Source organism: Bisgaardia hudsonensis, assembly GCF_004345785.1.
Lineage (GTDB): Bacteria > Pseudomonadota > Gammaproteobacteria > Enterobacterales > Pasteurellaceae > Bisgaardia > Bisgaardia hudsonensis.
Window position 1 is genome coordinate 329821 of the sequence record NZ_SLXI01000002.1, and the last position, 18027, is coordinate 347847.

Genomic DNA, 18027 nt, shown 5'->3' on the forward strand with positions numbered 1-18027 from the left:
ACTAAAACTACTCGAATATTGGACAAATAATAATGAAGAATTATCCACTTTTATCATTAATAGAAACCCCCGAAGATCTTCGCCATTTCAGTAAAGATCAGCTACCGCAAATATGTGATGAATTAAGGGAATATCTATTAGAAAGTGTTAGTCAAAGTAGTGGACATTTAGCCTCAGGACTAGGAACTGTTGAATTAACAGTTGCACTTCACTATGTATTTAAAACCCCCTTTGATCAGCTTATTTGGGACGTGGGACATCAAGCTTATCCCCATAAAATACTTACTGGCCGTAAAAAGAGAATGTCAACAATTCGACAAAAAAATGGCTTACACCCTTTCCCTTGGCGAGATGAAAGTGAATATGATGTATTAAGTGTCGGACATTCTTCGACTTCTATTAGTGCGGGATTAGGTATAGCAATTGCCGCCGAAAGAGAAAATGCAAATCGTAAAACTATTTGTGTGATTGGTGATGGTGCAATTACCGCTGGAATGGCATTTGAAGCACTAAATCATGCAGGTTCATTGCATACTAATATGTTAGTTATTCTTAATGATAACGAAATGTCTATTTCTGAAAATGTAGGGGCATTAAATAATCATCTTGCTCGCTTATTATCAGGGTCTTTCTATTCTAATTTACGAGAAAGTGGCAAAAAAATTCTATCAGGCGTCCCACCAATTAAAGAATTTGTGAAAAAAACCGAAGAACATGTAAAAGGTTTTGTGTCGCCAATGGGAACGATGTTTGAGCAATTAGGATTTAATTATATTGGTCCTATTGACGGACATAACATAGAAGAACTAATTAGTACCTTAAAAAATATGCAATCTTTAAATGGACCTCAATTTCTGCATATAAAAACACAGAAAGGCAAAGGTTACGCCCCAGCAGAAAAGGATCCCATTAGTTTTCACGGCGTACCTAAGTTTGATCATACTATTGGAAAATTACCTAAAGTAAAAGATGCTCCACTCACCTATTCACAAATATTTGGGAACTGGCTCTGTGAAATGGCAGAACAGGATCAAAAACTAATTGGTATTACTCCCGCAATGCGAGAAGGATCAGGTATGGTTGAGTTTTCTCAACGTTTTCCAAAACAATATTTTGATGTTGCTATTGCAGAACAACATGCGGTTACTTTTGCTGCAGGATTGGCGATTGCAGGCTATAAACCTATTGTTGCAATTTATTCCTCTTTCCTTCAACGTGCTTATGATCAACTCATTCACGATGTAGCAATACAAAATTTGCCTGTTTTATTTGCAATAGATCGTGCAGGGATTGTAGGGGCAGATGGGCAAACTCATCAAGGTGCTTTTGATATTAGTTTTATGCGTTGCATTCCTAATCTCATTATTATGACACCAAGTGATGAAAACGAATGTCGCCAAATGCTATATACTGGCTACCATTGCGGTAAACCTGCAGCAGTGCGTTATCCAAGAGGAAATATTATGGGCGTAACGCTGGAAAAAATGAACGTTCTTCCTATAGGTAAATCAAAAACTTGTCGTCGAGGTGAAAAAATTGCAATTTTAAATTTTGGTACTCTGTTAGCCGATGCCATCGCTGTTGCAGAAGAAATTAATGCTACAGTTGTAGATATGCGATTTGTAAAACCATTAGATAAGGAATGTATCATTGATATAGCGAACAATCATCAACTAATTGTAACCCTTGAAGAGAATGCAATACAAGGTGGTGCTGGTAGTGCTGTTGCAGAAGAACTATATCGACAACAACTTAATGTAAAATTATTGCAATTAGGGTTACCAGATTATTTTATCCCACAAGGGACTCAAAAAGAGATTTTAGAAGACTTAAAACTAGATAAAAATGGTATTAAACAACAAATTTTAAATTTTTTATAAATTTTATGAACTATTTTAATATTAAGTAGTCTTAGTTAATGCTAGTACGCTGCAATATGCAAATGCAGTTGTCTTTTTCAAATCTTCTTGTATAAAATATTTTGCCACTTACAACTGTAAGTGGCTTTTTTATGAATTTAAAAATATAAAAAATATGAGGAGATCCCCATATTTTTTATAATATTAATTAACTAACAAGGTTGATTACCGTACTCTTCTTTTCTTAACAACGTTTTTAAATCTTCTTCAAACTGAGTAAGAAGTTGTTGTGCATTTTCTAATGATTCCCCTCGAACATCTAAATAAAACTTAATTTTAGGTTCTGTCCCTGAAGGACGAGCAATTAAACGGCTACCATTTTCTAATGTAAAAATTAAGATATTATTTTTACGTTCAGTTTTTTGATGATCAATAAATTCAGCAACTTTACGTTCTCCAATATGACTAGGTGGATTATTTCGTAATGCTTCCATTAATTGAGTAATCTTTGATAAATCAGTAACACGAATAGACACTTGACCACTTACATAAGCACCAAATTCTTCGATAAAATCATCAATATAATCTAATAACGTTTTATTTTCTGATTTTAAATGGCGAACAAGATCAAGTAATACTACTGCGGCAGAGATACCATCTTTATCACGAACTTTATCGGGATCAACTAAATAACCTAATGCTTCCTCAAACCCAAATAATAATCCTTTTACCTTACCAATATATTTAAAACCAGTTAATGTTTCCTCAAATCCTAGTTCGTATTTTTGTGCTATTTTAGCTAAAGCTGGTGATGAAACTAATGAACAAGCTAACACCCCATTCTTATTTTTTGCCTGTTGAGCTAAATGCCAACCTAATACACAACCAACAGTATTTCCATGCAATATTTTCCATTCCCCTACTCTATCAGGTATTGCTACGGCCAATCTATCTGCGTCAGGATCATTGGCAATAATTAATTCTGCATTCTTTTCTTTTGCTAGTTTTATGGCTAAATCTAATGCGCCTTTTTCTTCAGGATTAGGGAAATTTACCGTAGGGAATGAGCTATCAGGATAAGCTTGTTCCTTAACAATATGTGGTTGTGGCAATCCTGCTTTTTCAAGTGTTTTACTTAGTACTTCATAACCTACACCGTGCATTGCAGTATAAACATAGCTAATATCTATTTTAGGTTCTTTTGCTAATGCCGCAGTTTTTTCAATATAAGCATTCACTACCTCATCATTTAATACTTCAAAATTTTGACTACGAGGCAAGTCAGAAATACTCCCTAATGCAACTTGGTCAATTAATTTTGCTATATCTTTATCTGCTGGTGAAACAATTTGTCCTCCACCATTTTCTTTACCTAAATAAACTTTATAGCCATTATCTTCAGGTGGATTATGGCTAGCGGTTACCATTACACCGGCGGTTGTATCAAAGTGATTAACTGCATAAGCTAAAACAGGAGTAGGTAATTTTCTTGGTAACAAATAAGCCTTGATTCCAGCACCAGCCATAATCTCAGCAGTATCACGAGCAAAAATATCAGAATTTTTACGACCATCATAACCAATCACAATTGAAGGCTCTTTATCATAATCTTTTAAATATTTAGCTAAGCCAGCAGCAGCTTGACTGACTAAAACTCTATTCATACCCATTGGTCCTGCTTGTAAAGGACCACGTAATCCAGCTGTACCAAATTGTAATCTATCAGAAAAACGAGATTGTAAATCCAATAATGATTTTTCATCGCCTGCTTTTGCCTGATTAATTAAAGTTTCTAATTCAGAATAAGTTTCCTTATCTGGATCTTGATTTAGCCAATTTTGAGCAATATCTAACAATTCTTTCATAAATAATCCTTCCTTATTTTGTAACACTAATAAACAATATGATCTAGTCTATATAAAAAGGTAACTAATTAAAATCATCATTTTAATATTTTTATCAATTATTTGACCTAGTTAACATAGCAAACGTTTACCTAAAAATAGAGAAAATAAAATAAGTTTTATTCCACTCGTTCTCCATGAATACTAATATCTAATCCTTCCCTTTCTTCATCTCGTTCTACACGTAATCCATTGCACAATCTAGCAACAACTTTGAGAATAAAGAAACTCATTACAGCAGAATAAGCAATTACAATTCCAGCATCTTTTAATTGAATAATTAATTGTTTATAAACTGTTGTATTACCAGAAAATATACTATTATCAAAAAAGATACCAGTTAAAATAGCACCAATAATTCCGCCAAAACCATGAATACCAAAAGCATCAAGCGTATCATCATAACCTAACTTATGTTTTAACCTAGTCACTGAAAAATAACAAGCAATGGTTGTTAGTAAACCAATAAAAATTGCCCCCATTGGATTGACAAAACCTGCTGCTGGCGTAATTCCAACTAATCCAGAAACAGCGCCAGAAGCTAAGCCTAATGATGTTGCTTTACGATGTTCAATACCTTCACAAACTAACCAAGTCAACGCACCAATACCAGCTGAAACTTGAGTAACAACCATTGCCATACCTGCCGAAGCATTAGCACTTAAAGCCGATCCAGCATTAAAACCAAACCAACCAATCCATAACATTGAAGCACCAATTAAAGTAAATACCATATTATGTGGAGCCATACTTTCTCGCCCATAGCCAATACGCTTACCTAACATAATTGCAGTAACTAAACCAGCAATACCAGCATTAATGTGTACTACTGTACCACCTGCGTAATCAAGTACTCCACCTTGAGCCATAAAACCACCACCCCATACCCAATGACAAATCGGTACATAAACAAGCAAAAACCAAGCTCCCGAAAACCATAGCATAGCTGAATACTTCATTCTTTCTGCAAAAGCACCAGAAATAATTGCTACCGAAATAATAGCAAATGTCATTTGAAAAAACATAAAAACAGATTCTGGAATAGTTTGTGCGTTAGGTGCAATAGTCAATAATCCTTTAGAAAGATCTAGTCCCATACCAGATAAAAATAATCGATCTAAACTGCCAATAAACCCATTACCTTCAGTAAAAGCTAAAGAATATCCAGCAACAATCCACAAAACAGAAACTAACGCCGTAACAGAAAAGCTATACATCATTGTACTTAGTACATTTTTTTTACGTACCATTCCCGCATAAAATAAGGCTAAGCCAGGAATTGTCATAAATAAGACAAGAATAGTTGAAATCATTACCCAAGCAGTATCACCAGTATCAAGTTTGCTAAACGGTTGCCACCAATCTGTTTTTGCCTTAACAGTTGATGAAAAAATAAAGCCAGATAATAAAGTCATTAATAAATATAATTTTTTCATTTCAAAAGTCCTTTTTATTTATATTTCTTTTCTTAAAGAAATAGTATCAGTTGCATATCAAATAATGCACTCTAAACTATCAATAATTTTAAATAAAAAATAATTTATTTAATTAAAAAAATCAAATAAAGTTTATAAAAAAACTATAATAAAAATAAAATAACAATATAAAATCTAGAAAAACACAAATATTATTAGATAAATAAAAAAGCGGACAACTTATCCGCTTAATTTAATTAGATATAAACTACTAATAAAAATTAACTACGCAACCCTACTCCACGACTAATTAAATAGTAAGAAAAACTATAAAGTGCGGTAATAAATAAAGCTAAAACGATGAATGTATAACTTAGATCAATATCGCTAATTCCCAAAAAGCCATAACGAAAACCGTTGATCATATAAACAATGGGATTTAATTTAGATACCCCTTGCCAGAATTCAGGCAATAATGAAATCGAATAAAATACGCCACCAAGATAAGTCAATGGTGTTAATACAAAGGTAGGAATAATACTAATATCATCAAAAGAACGAGCAAAAACGCCATTAATCAATCCACCTAAAGCAAAAGTTGCCGTCGTTAATAATAAAGTAATAACAATCACTAACCAAGATTGGATATCAAAAGAAACAAATAACATTGATACAATGGTAACAAGAACACCAACTGCAATCCCTCTTGCCATACCACCACAAACATAGCCTAAAATAATAATATGTGGAGAAACAGGGGAAATAAGTAATTCTTCAACATTTTTTGCAAATTTTGTACTATAAAATGATGATGCAACATTAGAAAAAGAATTAGTTAATGCAGACATCATAATTAATCCTGGTACAATAAATTGCATATAGCTAAAACCATTCATTTCGCCAATACGACTACCAATTAACTGTCCAAATATTACAAAATATAAGGTCATCGTAATAACAGGGGGTACTAAGGTTTGAATCCAAATTCGAGTAAAACGGCGAATTTCTTTGGTTAAAATTGTTTTAAATGCCACCCAAGCTAATGTCATTATACTTCTCCTCCTGTTGTAGAATGTTTATTTAAAGACATAGAAACAAATAATTCTTCTAAACGATTGGACTTATTACGCATACTTAATACTTTAATACCTTGCACTGTTAATTGCTCAAATAAATGATTTAAACCTTGCTCACGTTTTACCTCTACTTCTATTGAATTATCGTCAATAAAAGTGACATTGTAACTATTTATTTCTTGTAAATTATGATTAATCGATAAATCAAGAATAAAGGTTTCTGTTTCTAATTTAGCAAGTAAGTCTTTCATCGGCATATCTACCACTAAACGTCCTGATTGAATAATACCAATATTACGACAAAGCATTTCGGCTTCTTCAAGGTAATGAGTTGTTAAAATAATTGTTGTACCTTGCTCATTCAGCTCTTTTAAAAAAGACCACATCGAACGGCGTAATTCTATATCTACCCCAGCCGTCGGCTCATCTAAAATTAACAATTTAGGTTGATGAATTAAAGCCCTTGCAATCATTAGTCGGCGTTTCATACCGCCAGATAACCGCATTGCTTGTTGTTTACGTTTATCCCATAAATCTAGCTTTTTAAGCCAAATTTCTGCTTGTTTTAAGGATTCATTTCGTTCAATACCATAATAACCAGCTTGGTTTGTTAAAATATCAATCACTCGTTCAAATTGGTTGAAATTAAATTCTTGTGGCACTAACCCTATACATTTTTTTAAGTCAGCAACTTCTTTATCTAAATCATAACCAAAAACGCTCACTTGTCCTGATGTTTTATTTACTAAAGAACTGACGATACCAATAGTTGTTGATTTTCCCGCACCATTATGTCCTAATAACGCATAAAAATCGCCTTCTTTTACTTGTAAATCAATTCCTTTTAAAGCGGTTACACCATTTTTATATGATTTTGTTAGCCCTTTAATTTCTAATGCAAACATTTATTAAATCCTTGTTATATCAAATTTTGAGAGATCAATTCCCTCCCCTGTATTATAAAATTTTGCTAAGGCTTGGCGTAAAGTTTCTGCTCGTTTTGGTAAACCATTTTTAGCATAAAATTTAACTTGTTCATAAACAGCTTGCTTAAAAGGTTGTGTATCCCCTACCCCTCCATTTAAATTATCACTACTTGCAAAATAGCGGAAACCAGCTGCCGTTGCTAATATCCATTCTAATGCTTGCGGTTTGACTTCCACTTGTTCAAATTCTCGCTGTTTTTCTTCAGTTCGTCCATCTGGTTCATACCAATAACCAAAATCTTCTAATTTTCGACGGGCTTCACCTGCAATTAACCAATGAGATATTTCATGCAAAGCACTACTATAAAAGCCGTGAGCAAAATAAATCGCGTGATAAGGGCGTTCTTCATTAGCTGGTAAATAAATAGGCTCATCACCGCCCTTAATGAGTTTTGTATTAAACTCTTTTTCAAAACATTGATCGAAAATAGCAATAATATCTTCTAATTTATGTTCCATTTCATACTCCTTAAAATATCTTGCAAACCTTTCATTACTATTTTTCGCTAATTTGGCACTACAATTATATTTATTAAAAAAATAAAAACTATATGATACTTACAGTTCCATCTTGTGTGTGATAGACTTGAATCGTCATTGGATTTATTTGCCATTGGCACATCCTCCTATATTTTGAATTTGGTTGTCAGCCTTCTTCATTATATCGGAGGATTTTTTCATCGCTAAAGCTCTTTTATACCATACGCATAGCGTATGGTTTTTATAGATAGACACCGTCTATCTATAATAAAAATACCGCTCTTTCGAGCGGTATTATCTTTCAGGGTTACTCTTCGTTGAATAATTTCAATTCTCGAGAGCGAACTTGATTTTTCAACATTTCTGTAAATTCTTCAATTGTGAATGTACCTAAATCAGCCCCTTTACGAGTTCTTACTGCTACTTTGCCTGCTTCAATTTCTTTATCACCACAGACTAACATATAAGGCACTCGACGTAAGGTATGTTCACGAATTTTGAACCCAATTTTTTCATTACGTAAATCTGATTTAGCTCGTAAGCCTGCATCAGAAAGTGTTTTTACTACTTTTTGTACATAATCAGATTGGCTATCAGTAATATTCATTACCACAGCTTGCACAGGTGCTAACCAAGATGGATAGAATCCCGCATATTCTTCCGTAATAATACCGATAAAACGCTCTAATGAACCTAAAATCGCACGATGAATCATTACAGGAGTTTTACGGTCATTATCTTCTGCCACATAAGAAGCATTTAATCTTCCCGGTAAGGCGAAATCTAATTGAATTGTACCGCACTGCCATTCACGATCTAAACAATCACGTAAAGCAAACTCAATTTTAGGACCATAAAATGCACCTTCACCTTCTTGAATTTCGTATTCTAATCCATTTGCTTTAAGTGCTGCGGCTAAACCAGCCTCTGCACGATCCCACATTTCATCTGCACCAATACGACTTTCTGGACGAGTAGAAAGTTTTACACGAATATCTTGGAAACCGAAAGTACTGTAAATATCATAAACCATTTTAATACAGCTAGTAACTTCGCTTTCAATTTGTTCTTCTGTACAGAAAATATGTGCATCATCTTGAGTGAAACCACGTACTCGCATTAGTCCATGTAAAGAACCAGATGGCTCATTACGATGGCAAGAACCAAATTCTGCCATACGTAAAGGTAAATCACGATAAGATTTTAAACCTTGATTGAAAATCTGTACATGTCCCGGGCAGTTCATTGGTTTGATAGCATACTCACGATTTTCTGATTGAGTGGTAAACATTAAATCGCCATAATTTTGCCAATGCCCTGTTTTTTCCCAAAGTACACGATCCATCATAAATGGACCTTTTACTTCTTGATAATCATATTCTTTTAATTTTGTACGTACAAAGGTTTCTAACTCACGGAAAATTGTCCAACCATCATTATGCCAAAATACCATTCCAGGTGCTTCTTCTTGCATATGATATAAATCTAGAGCTTTACCAATTTTTCGATGATCACGCTTGGCCGCTTCTTCTAAACGTATTAAATATTCTACTAATTGTTTTTTATCTGCCCAAGCCGTACCATAAATACGTTGTAACATTTTATTTTTACTATCGCCACGCCAATATGCTCCAGCAACTTTTTGTAATTTAAAATGATGGCAGAAACGCATATTAGGAACATGAGGTCCACGACACATATCGATGTATTCTTGATGATGATATAACGCTGGTGTCGCCGAACGTTCAATATTCTCATCTAAAATTGCCATTTTATAGGGTTCATTACGCTGTTCAAAAGTATCTCTAGCTTCTTGCCAAGATACAGGCTTTTTAACCACATCATAATTAGTTTTTGCCAATTCAAGCATACGTTTTTCTAATTTATCTAGATCTTCTTGTGTTAAAGAGCGGTCTAAATCAACATCATAGTAAAAACCATTTTCAATCGTTGGACCTATTGCCATTTTCACATCTGGAAATAATTGTTTAATTGCGTGTCCAAGCAAATGGGCAGTTGAATGACGAATGATTTCTAGACCATCTTCATCTTTTGCTGTAATAATTTCTAGACTTGCGTCTTCATTAATCATATCACAGGCATCACGACGCTCACCATTAACTCTTCCAGCGATAGTCGCTTTAGCAAGACCAGCACCAATACTTTGTGCAACTTCTAATACAGAAACAGGATGATCGAATTGACGTTGAGAACCGTCTGGTAATGTAATAATAGGCATTTTTAATCCTTATACAGTGGTAACCCATACGAAAGGCTACTTGTCGTTAATTGAATAAAACAAAACAAGGGATAAATTATCCCTTGTATCAATTTAGTGCTATTTTGCACCGCACTTTTATTTATACCCACAATGTATAATAAAAAGCGCAGTATGATTTTATCATAGATTTTACCAAACCCCCAACTAGATTGCACGATCAGTATAAAGATCAATTTTCGTCAATTCTGACATTCTCTCTATATACGCTTTAATCTTTGTAGGAAAAATAAGTCCTTTCACACAAGTTAAATTACGTAACATTGGGAATAAAATAATATCTTCAAAAGATAACTTTCCGTTAAATGCACTCTCACTAACAAATAATTTTTCTAATTCAGCTAGATCATTTTCTAATTGTTTAATATATTCATCACTTTTAGCCAAATGTTCATTGAAGCTACCAATACTTGCTGTTTTTTTCTTAATAAAATAATCCACTGCCGTTTCTGTTACGTATTCCTTCAATCCCAATTTAATCACTCTTGGATGAAGTAAATAATAATAGTAATTCCCTACTTTTTTAACCCAATTATCAAATTCGGAACGAGTTTCCTCAGAAAGCAATTTTTCACCATAATTATCATCGATATAACGAACAATATCTAAGCTTTCAGGCATTGCTGAACCATCATCTTTAATTAAAATAGGCACCATTTTTTTACCTACTAAACCAATTGGTGTTTTTTCATCATCATTGAGTAAAGTAATATTTTCAACGGGAATATTTTTTAAACCAAATATCATTCTAGGGCGAACACAGTAGGGACAATGATCATAAATATATAATTTCATATTAATTTCCTTTATTAAATAATATCAAGATGAATATTAACATAATATAAATTTATAAAAATTCAATAGTGAGTTACAAAAATTTGAACTTTATCACAGATAATTCTCAATATTCTATTTATTATTGAGCATAAGCTAGACAAAATAAGGAGGTTTATGATGTGGAAATCAATTTCTCAAGTATTAGCCGATCAATTTGGAGCTTATTATTTTATCAAAACTAAGCAAAAAATACATACAGGTGAAACAAACGAAACTTGGTTAATTAATGATGGAATTCAGCCTGTTTTTGTCAAAATAAATGATAGATCTTATCGTTCTATGTTTCGAGCTGAAGCGGAACAATTAGAAAGATTATATCAAACTAAAACAGTTAATGTTCCCAAAGTATATGGAGTCGGAATATCTCAAAGCCATAGCTTTTTATTATTAGAAGCCTTACCTATTCAAAAAACATCAAATCAAAATATGGGCATTTTTGGTCAACAATTAGCAAAATTACACTTATTAGATGGATCTGAAAAATATGGATTGGATTTTGACACTTGGTTAGGTTCTATTTATCAACCTAATGATTGGAAAAATAATTGGTCAACTTTCTTTAGCGAATATCGTATTGGGTGGCAATTACAACTATGCTACGAAAAAGGCATAGATTTTGGAAATATAGAATTAATAATACAAACAGTGACTAAAAAATTAAATAAGCACCAACCTAAGCCATCTCTAGTGCATGGCAACTTATGGACTGAAAATTGTGCTTTAGTAAATAACCAAATTTTTACCTATGATCCGGCTATATATTGGGGAGATAGAGAATGTGATTTAGCTTTTACTGAATTATTTGAGCCATTTTCAAAAGAATTTTATGAAAACTACAATAGCATCTATCCTGTTGATAAAAATTTTAATGAGCGTAAAAAAATTTATCAACTTTATTATCTATTAAATTTTAGTCATCGATTTCCTAATCATTATATTAACTTGACGAAAACTTTTATTGACGATTTATTGAAATGAAATAAAAAGGCTTTTTGAATGATTAACCAAAAAGCCTTTTGTGGAATTAAACTAAATTATTTTTGATAGTATGGAGCAGGTCCTGTTGTACCACCCATCATCTCACCAGAAACGTTTTCTTTAATAATAGTACCTGATGATGAAATCTCAACACGACGATTAGGACGTAAACAATCTCTTAACGCCTTACCTTTTTCCCCACTACAAACTTTAACTTGTTGAGTTTCTCCATAGCCTACAGCAGTAATTTTAGCAGTTACACCATCTTGAATCAGACGAGCTGCAACTCGATCTGCACGACGTTGAGATAAATCTAAATTATAACTATCTGAGCCTAATGGATCAGTAAAACCAGCAACTTTCACTGTTTTTGCACTAGATTTAATCAACTGCACAGCAACATTGTCAACAACTTCTTTACCTTTTGCTGTCAAAATATCTTTATCAAAATCAAATAAGAAATCACCACTGAGAGTAAAAGAGGTATTACCATTACAACCATTAGGATACCAGAAGAAGCTTTGAGCATTCATATTTTTATCAAATAAAATTTTATATTGACAAACTTTGTGTACGCCATTTTCACGGTAATTAAATGCATAATCCCATTCACGAACACCATATAAACCTTCCGCGAAATGTGGACGCCCTAATAAATTATAAAGTTGATCTTTATTCATTCCTCTTTCAACCATGCGAACGTTATCCCAGTTTGGCCATGAACCAAATTGGCTTCCATCGTGGTTAAATACTGACTCATCAACTTTAGGCCATACCAAATTATCTGATGTACCCTCGTCAGTTACTTTACTTAGGTTTCCGCAAGCAGCTAAAGTCGCAATAGCAACAGCTGATAATAAAACACGTGATAGTTTCATATTTTTCCTCAATTATTATTTTCAATGTGTAAATATCTCAATAGATGAAAGTATAAATGTATATTAGATAAAACTAACACTAGCCTATTACTATAACAACCAATAATTCATTATAATCATAACTTTCATAATATTGTACTTCACCTATACATAATAATGTTATTTAGGATTAAAGTAAATTGATTAATATTAAATATTAATCAATTCTATATTATTTTTGTCAACTAATGCAAAGAACTATAGCGATAAATTTAAAAAAAACTTCTTTGATTACGATTTAATACTTTCAGTAAAATATTATCGGCACTTTCTTCTGTTTGTTTAGCAAGTTTTTGCAATAAAGATTTCTTAATTTCATATTTTACAGACAATACCACTTTCTCTTTAATTGCATTTAAAATAACGTCATCACTAGTTGAAATTTCATCGACTAATTGTAAGTCTATTGCCTGTTGACCAAACCAATGTTCGCCTGTAGCAACTTTATCAATATCCAGTTTTGGTCGATTTTGAGCAACAAAAGACTTAAATAAATTATGTGTTTCTTCCAATTCTTGCTGAAATTTTTGTTTACCCTTATCGGTATTCTCACCTAATATAGTAACTGTTCTTTTATATTCGCCTGCGGTCATTACATCTACATCCACATCGTGTTTTTTCAATAAACGGTGAATATTAGGTACTTGAGCGACAACCCCAATAGATCCTACAATAGCAAAAGGTGCTGAAATAATTTTATCCGCCACACAAGCCATCATATAACCCCCACTTGCAGCCACTTTATCAATGGCAACCGTTAATTTTATATTATTTTGTTTAAGTCGCATTAATTGTGAAGCAGCTAAACCATATTCATGAACGATTCCACCTGGACTTTCTAATTTAAGTAATACTTCATCTTCTGGTTGAGCAACCGCCAATATTGCACTGATTTCTTCACGTAATGCAGCACTTTCTGATGCGGAAATATCACCTTTAAAATTTAAAACAAAAAGATGAGGTTTTCTTTCCTCCTTAAGTATTACTTTTTTCTTTTTATCTTTTTTTGCTTGTATTTTTTCTTCTTTTTTCTTCAATTTCTCTGCTTGTTTAAGCACTTCTTCACTTAAATGGAAATCCCGCAATTTTTCGGTATTTTCTTGATAATTTTTAGATAAATCAATAATTGATAATTCACCAACTGCCTTTTTATTTTTCATTTTTAATGAAAAAATAACCGCACTTATTCCCGCAACGATCAAAATAATCGTTAATATTTTTAAAATAAATAATCCATAGCCTACAAAAAATTCAGACCACATAATACCACCTTGTTGTAATGTTATATTGAGTAAAATAATGGCTATCAATCATAACGAATTTTCATAAAACTTCAATTTTATTTCTGAAATAAATCCTTTAAATAAAATTAGGCGATAATTAAATAGAACTATCGCCTAAACTTTCTAGTTATATATTGAAATAGATAATATAAATGATTAAAGCTTAATTGGTGTCGCAGTTTTTTCTAACACATCAAGTAATTCACTGATATTTTTCTTACCTTGTGTTTTTAACCAATCTCTAGCTGAATCAACACCTTCATTTTTATAAGCTTCTGTTGCTCCAGCCCAAGTTGCTCGACCACATAGAACACCATTAAATTCACTACCTGCTTCTTTAGCAAAAAGGAGTGTTTCTTGGAATAATTTTGCAGAAACACCTGCACTTAAGAAAATAAATGGTAATGTTGTCGCTTCACTTTGTGCTTTAAAAAATGCCTTAGCTTCCTCTTGTGTATAAAGCACTTCTCCAGTAGCAAATCCTTCAACATAATTCATATCAACAGGAACTTCTACTTTTAGTACATCAACACCAAAACGTGGTTTTGCAAAGAATTTCATTGCTTCAATCACTTTACGAGGTTTAACTTTAGCATAAAATGCTTTATCATCATTTGTAGCATCATAAGCAATAATTTCCAGAAATAAAGGTAACCCTTCAGTATGGCATTCAGAAGCAACACGCTCAACAAAAGCAGCTTTACGATCATTTATTTCAAAGGCTTCATCAATATCAAAATAAATTAGTAATTTAACTGCTTCCGCCCCTTTTTCTTTCAAACGGTACACAGAAACATCATCTATTAAATCAGGAAAACGACCAACTGCGGTCTTATCATAGCCTGTTTTTTCATAAGCCATAATTAAACCACAATTCCCATCGCGTTTTTCAGATGCAGCCCAACCAAATTCAGGATCTAATAGAATAGATGAAGCGTAAGGTGTTAGATCTTGAGAGATTAATGTTTTAAACTCACTTACTTGCTGTGGTGTAATATCATCTCCCATCATTCGACGTAATGCACCACGTTGATCAATAGCGAGTGCTGCGATCACCCCATCTTTAGTACAAAGTTTTTTTAATAATTCTTGCTTCGCCATTTTCTTCTCCTTATTCATCATCATTAGACGTTAAATTTTTTAATTGATAAGCTACATCGTAAATTTGATCTTTGGCATTTTCTAATAACCCATCAGTACCTTCTTCACTCACATAGCTAATAACCATAGGTAAATTCATTCCACTGTATAATCCTGATAATTTACTTAAATAACGCATAGCAACATTGCAAGGTGTTCCGCCCATAATATCGCAAAAGACAACATCATCACCTGTCGCTTTTTCTAATGCATCTTCAAATTTTTTTTGAAAATCTTCAGCACCTTCTTCTGGATATAAACAAACTGTTTGTGCATTATCAATTTTTCCTAAAATCATTTCTGCGGTTTCTAATAATCCTTTAGCAAATTCACCATGACTAATCAAAATCAAACTCATATATTTCTCCTATAATAACTAAGTTTATAAATTCTTACTGTCTAACTGTTTATAAATCGGTCTATCACTAAATTTCAGTGTTTCTGGTCTTATCCCTTCAGTTTCAAAAATAATAATTTTATTATCCCCTTTATGAAGTAAGGGAGCTGGTAAATAAAGATAACAAGTAGGTCCTTCATTCCAATAACGTCCTAAATTTTCACCATTAACTAAAATCACACCTTTTCCTAACTCACTTGTATCAATAAAAGTATCTTTAGGCTCTTGGTCTAGAGTTAAATTAAATTCATAGAAAGAAGGTGTTTGGGGATCACTAGCACTAGAAAAATCAATTTTATCCAACTTTTCAAAATCAATCGCATATTGCTGCCAACCTGTATGAAAATGCAAATCTAATACTACTCCTGCAGCAATACCTTTTCGTTGTGTAGGTGAGAGTAACTTACCGCCATAATTCACTCGCCCCATATTTTCAACCAATAAATCTAATTGAAACTCGTCATTCGGTGTTTTCAACATAATTTCATGACCAATTTCATGTTGATATTGTGTTGCCACTTTTTGATAGTCATTAAATACCTGTACACGATCTCGACATTGATAAATTCTTAATTTAATTTCATCGCTATATACTTTAGGCTTAGCTCGATAAAGAACATAGCCATAGTAATGCCCTAGATCTTCCATTGTTTGTGTAATAGGACTTTCACTATATTTACTGATCCTCTCTAACGTACTAAATAAAGAAACTTCATTTTGTAAAGATAATGTTGGATAAGCGACTATCTCAGGTAAAATAGGTTCATTGATTTCACTTGCATCTGGATAAGTAGCTAATAATTGTTGTAATAAATAATATTTTTCTGACGGCTCTCCCCACTCACGTACAGGTGCATCATAATCATAAGAAGTTACTTGTGGTAAGTCTGTATCTAAACGTGCAGAGCAACCATTCCAAAAACCGAAATTCGTGCCACCTTGAAACATATAAAAATTAATACTTGCTCTATCTAAAAGAGCTTTTACACAATCGACTAAGTCCCGAGGCTCACGTGTTATAACAGGCTCTTTCCACCGATTAAACCAACCATCCCAAAATTCCATACACATTAAGGGATAAGACTTTTGATGATTATCAAAATAACGTTGTAATTCATCTAAATTCTCATTAGAGCGAGAACCAAAATTGCCCGTAGGTAAAATATCATCTTCAATCAAAGCACCTGCTTCTAAAGCATTTTGCCAAGCACCGTCAGAAGTAAAGAGCGGTACATTTACTGCGTATTTTTGCATTAATGAACGAATAGCTCTTAAATAAGACTTATCATTACCAAAAGAACCATATTCATTTTCAATTTGCATCATTAAAATATTACCACCTTCAGTAATTTGATAAGGTGTTACCATTGATAATAATTTAGAAAAATAATGATCAACTTGCTCTAAAAAAATGGGATCATTTTGACGTAAATGAATATTAGGAATAGTAAGTAACCACGCTGGTAATCCACCAAATTCCCACTCGGCACAGATATAAGGTGTTGGACGTAAAATAACATAAAGCCCTAACTCTTGTGCAATCTGTAAAAATTTCACAAGATCTGCTCTGCCATTAAAATTAAATTCATTAGGTTTTGGTTGATGTAAATTCCACGCTATATAAGTCTCAACCGTATTACACCCCATTGCTTTTAAATTATATAAAGTTTTGTGCCAATACTCAGGTACAATTCGGAAATAATGTACAGCACCTGAGATAATTTTGAATGGTTTACCATTTAATAAAAAATCTTTTTGTCCTATCTCAAATTTCATTTTTCGTCCTATTTTTAAAATGTAACCTTTTAATAATATCCAAAATTTCCAACATATTTTTTCCTTTATAATCAGCTAAAGTTTGATCTATTGCTATCCTTGTTTCTTCATAAGCAATAACGGTTATTCCCGCTTTTTTGGCAGCTTGAATACCATGAGAGGAATCTTCAATAGTTACTGCTTTATTAGCAGGTATTGAAAAATGTGCTAAAACTTTTTGATAGATAGCTGGATTAGGTTTACTTTGAGGTAATTCTTTACCACTTATAATAAAATCAAAGTGCGGTCTAATTTTGCAAAGAATTAAAATATTTTCTATTTGCTGTCTTGAGGAAGAAGATGCTATAGCTAGCTTAATATTTTGCTGTTTTGCAAAATGAATAATTTCGATAATATCTTTTCTAAAAATGGAAATATAATCAATTTCTTTTATATGCTTTTGTACATATTCAGATAACATTTTACCAATGTCATTGACTGATAAATCTGTTTGACTAAGTGTTTTAATGGCTAAATAAAGATCATCATAAGAACGCCCTATAATCGCAGAATATTCTTGATGACTAATTGGTGATTGTCTTGTTTTAATTTCATCAATAAAATTTTTCAAATGTTCAAATCCAAAATATTCGGTATCAACAATTACGCCGTCCATATCAAATATAATAAGATCTAACATTGTATTTCCTTGTTCATGTATT

General features: G+C 32.6%; 15 protein-coding genes and 1 pseudogene. 2 read left to right on the forward strand and 14 right to left on the reverse strand.

The window, feature by feature from the left end:
• Positions 1-32: 32 nt before the first annotated feature.
• A complete protein-coding gene (dxs, locus tag EV697_RS04105; RefSeq protein ID WP_132022931.1) occupies positions 33-1880 on the forward strand; it encodes a 1-deoxy-D-xylulose-5-phosphate synthase in 1848 nt (615 codons plus the stop codon).
• Positions 1881-2071: 191 nt separating this feature from the next.
• Here dxs and EV697_RS04110 read toward each other — a convergent pair whose 3' ends face one another.
• The 8 genes and pseudogenes from EV697_RS04110 to grxB form a co-directional block, all read right to left on the reverse strand.
• The gene (locus tag EV697_RS04110; protein ID WP_132022933.1) at positions 2072-3724 is read right to left on the reverse strand and encodes a phospho-sugar mutase; all 1653 of its coding nucleotides are present in this window, start codon (positions 3722-3724) and stop codon (positions 2072-2074) included.
• Positions 3725-3882: 158 nt separating this feature from the next.
• On the reverse strand, positions 3883-5199 hold the full coding sequence (locus EV697_RS04115; RefSeq protein WP_132022935.1) for an ammonium transporter: 1317 nt from the start codon (positions 5197-5199) through the stop codon (positions 3883-3885).
• A gap of 260 nt (positions 5200-5459) precedes the next feature.
• On the reverse strand, positions 5460-6227 hold the full coding sequence (locus tag EV697_RS04120; protein WP_165906466.1) for an ABC transporter permease: 768 nt from the start codon (positions 6225-6227) through the stop codon (positions 5460-5462).
• Complete coding sequence (locus EV697_RS04125; protein WP_132022939.1) at positions 6227-7159, reverse strand: ABC transporter ATP-binding protein; 933 nt, start codon at positions 7157-7159, stop codon at positions 6227-6229. The genes EV697_RS04120 and EV697_RS04125 overlap by 1 nt, the downstream gene beginning before the upstream one ends.
• Positions 7160-7162: 3 nt before the next feature.
• Positions 7163-7699: an elongation factor P hydroxylase gene (locus tag EV697_RS04130; RefSeq protein WP_132022941.1), complete on the reverse strand. Its 537-nt coding sequence runs from the start codon at positions 7697-7699 to the stop codon at positions 7163-7165.
• A gap of 83 nt (positions 7700-7782) precedes the next feature.
• A pseudogene (locus EV697_RS04135) lies at positions 7783-7854 on the reverse strand (IS200/IS605 family transposase); the annotation flags it as partial.
• Positions 7855-8027: 173 nt separating this feature from the next.
• The gene (gene thrS, locus EV697_RS04140) at positions 8028-9959 is read right to left on the reverse strand and encodes a threonine--tRNA ligase (RefSeq protein WP_132022943.1); all 1932 of its coding nucleotides are present in this window, start codon (positions 9957-9959) and stop codon (positions 8028-8030) included.
• 186 nt (positions 9960-10145) lie between these two features.
• Positions 10146-10793 (reverse strand): glutaredoxin 2, encoded by a 648-nt coding sequence (gene grxB, locus EV697_RS04145; protein ID WP_132022945.1) that lies wholly within the window; start codon positions 10791-10793, stop codon positions 10146-10148.
• A gap of 159 nt (positions 10794-10952) precedes the next feature.
• Here grxB and EV697_RS04150 point away from each other — a divergent pair, with 159 nt between their 5' ends.
• Positions 10953-11813 carry a fructosamine kinase family protein gene (locus EV697_RS04150; protein ID WP_132023185.1) on the forward strand — a complete coding sequence of 287 codons (861 nt, stop codon included), beginning with the start codon at positions 10953-10955 and terminating at the stop codon, positions 11811-11813.
• A gap of 56 nt (positions 11814-11869) precedes the next feature.
• Here the strand turns inward: EV697_RS04150 and EV697_RS04155 are convergent, their stop codons facing one another.
• From EV697_RS04155 to EV697_RS04180, 6 genes are all read right to left on the reverse strand, one after another.
• Positions 11870-12691, reverse strand: a complete 822-nt coding sequence (locus tag EV697_RS04155; protein WP_132022947.1) for an OmpA family protein — start codon at positions 12689-12691, stop codon at positions 11870-11872.
• 251 nt (positions 12692-12942) lie between these two features.
• On the reverse strand, positions 12943-13992 hold the full coding sequence (gene sohB, locus EV697_RS04160) for a protease SohB (RefSeq protein WP_132022949.1): 1050 nt from the start codon (positions 13990-13992) through the stop codon (positions 12943-12945).
• Positions 13993-14169: 177 nt separating this feature from the next.
• Complete coding sequence (gene lacD, locus EV697_RS04165) at positions 14170-15114, reverse strand: tagatose-bisphosphate aldolase (protein ID WP_176672788.1); 945 nt, start codon at positions 15112-15114, stop codon at positions 14170-14172.
• Between the two features lie 10 nt (positions 15115-15124).
• A complete protein-coding gene (locus EV697_RS04170; RefSeq protein ID WP_132022951.1) occupies positions 15125-15511 on the reverse strand; it encodes a PTS sugar transporter subunit IIA in 387 nt (128 codons plus the stop codon).
• 24 nt (positions 15512-15535) lie between these two features.
• Positions 15536-17326 carry a glycoside hydrolase family 35 protein gene (locus EV697_RS04175; RefSeq protein ID WP_132022953.1) on the reverse strand — a complete coding sequence of 597 codons (1791 nt, stop codon included), beginning with the start codon at positions 17324-17326 and terminating at the stop codon, positions 15536-15538.
• Positions 17316-18005 carry an HAD family hydrolase gene (locus EV697_RS04180; RefSeq protein WP_132022955.1) on the reverse strand — a complete coding sequence of 230 codons (690 nt, stop codon included), beginning with the start codon at positions 18003-18005 and terminating at the stop codon, positions 17316-17318. Before EV697_RS04180 ends, EV697_RS04175 begins: the two co-directional genes overlap by 11 nt.
• Between the last annotated feature and the right edge of the window lie 22 nt (positions 18006-18027).

Coding starts and splice junctions, on each gene's coding strand:
- dxs (WP_132022931.1), top strand. CDS start 33: ATGAAGAATTATCCACTTTTATCATTAATAGAAACCCCCGAAGATCTT.
- EV697_RS04110 (WP_132022933.1), bottom strand. CDS start 3,724: ATGAAAGAATTGTTAGATATTGCTCAAAATTGGCTAAATCAAGATCCA.
- EV697_RS04115 (WP_132022935.1), bottom strand. CDS start 5,199: ATGAAAAAATTATATTTATTAATGACTTTATTATCTGGCTTTATTTTT.
- EV697_RS04120 (WP_165906466.1), bottom strand. CDS start 6,227: ATGACATTAGCTTGGGTGGCATTTAAAACAATTTTAACCAAAGAAATT.
- EV697_RS04125 (WP_132022939.1), bottom strand. CDS start 7,159: ATGTTTGCATTAGAAATTAAAGGGCTAACAAAATCATATAAAAATGGT.
- EV697_RS04130 (WP_132022941.1), bottom strand. CDS start 7,699: ATGGAACATAAATTAGAAGATATTATTGCTATTTTCGATCAATGTTTT.
- thrS (WP_132022943.1), bottom strand. CDS start 9,959: ATGCCTATTATTACATTACCAGACGGTTCTCAACGTCAATTCGATCAT.
- grxB (WP_132022945.1), bottom strand. CDS start 10,793: ATGAAATTATATATTTATGATCATTGTCCCTACTGTGTTCGCCCTAGA.
- EV697_RS04150 (WP_132023185.1), top strand. CDS start 10,953: ATGTGGAAATCAATTTCTCAAGTATTAGCCGATCAATTTGGAGCTTAT.
- EV697_RS04155 (WP_132022947.1), bottom strand. CDS start 12,691: ATGAAACTATCACGTGTTTTATTATCAGCTGTTGCTATTGCGACTTTA.
- sohB (WP_132022949.1), bottom strand. CDS start 13,992: ATGTGGTCTGAATTTTTTGTAGGCTATGGATTATTTATTTTAAAAATA.
- lacD (WP_176672788.1), bottom strand. CDS start 15,114: ATGGCGAAGCAAGAATTATTAAAAAAACTTTGTACTAAAGATGGGGTG.
- EV697_RS04170 (WP_132022951.1), bottom strand. CDS start 15,511: ATGAGTTTGATTTTGATTAGTCATGGTGAATTTGCTAAAGGATTATTA.
- EV697_RS04175 (WP_132022953.1), bottom strand. CDS start 17,326: ATGAAATTTGAGATAGGACAAAAAGATTTTTTATTAAATGGTAAACCA.
- EV697_RS04180 (WP_132022955.1), bottom strand. CDS start 18,005: ATGTTAGATCTTATTATATTTGATATGGACGGCGTAATTGTTGATACC.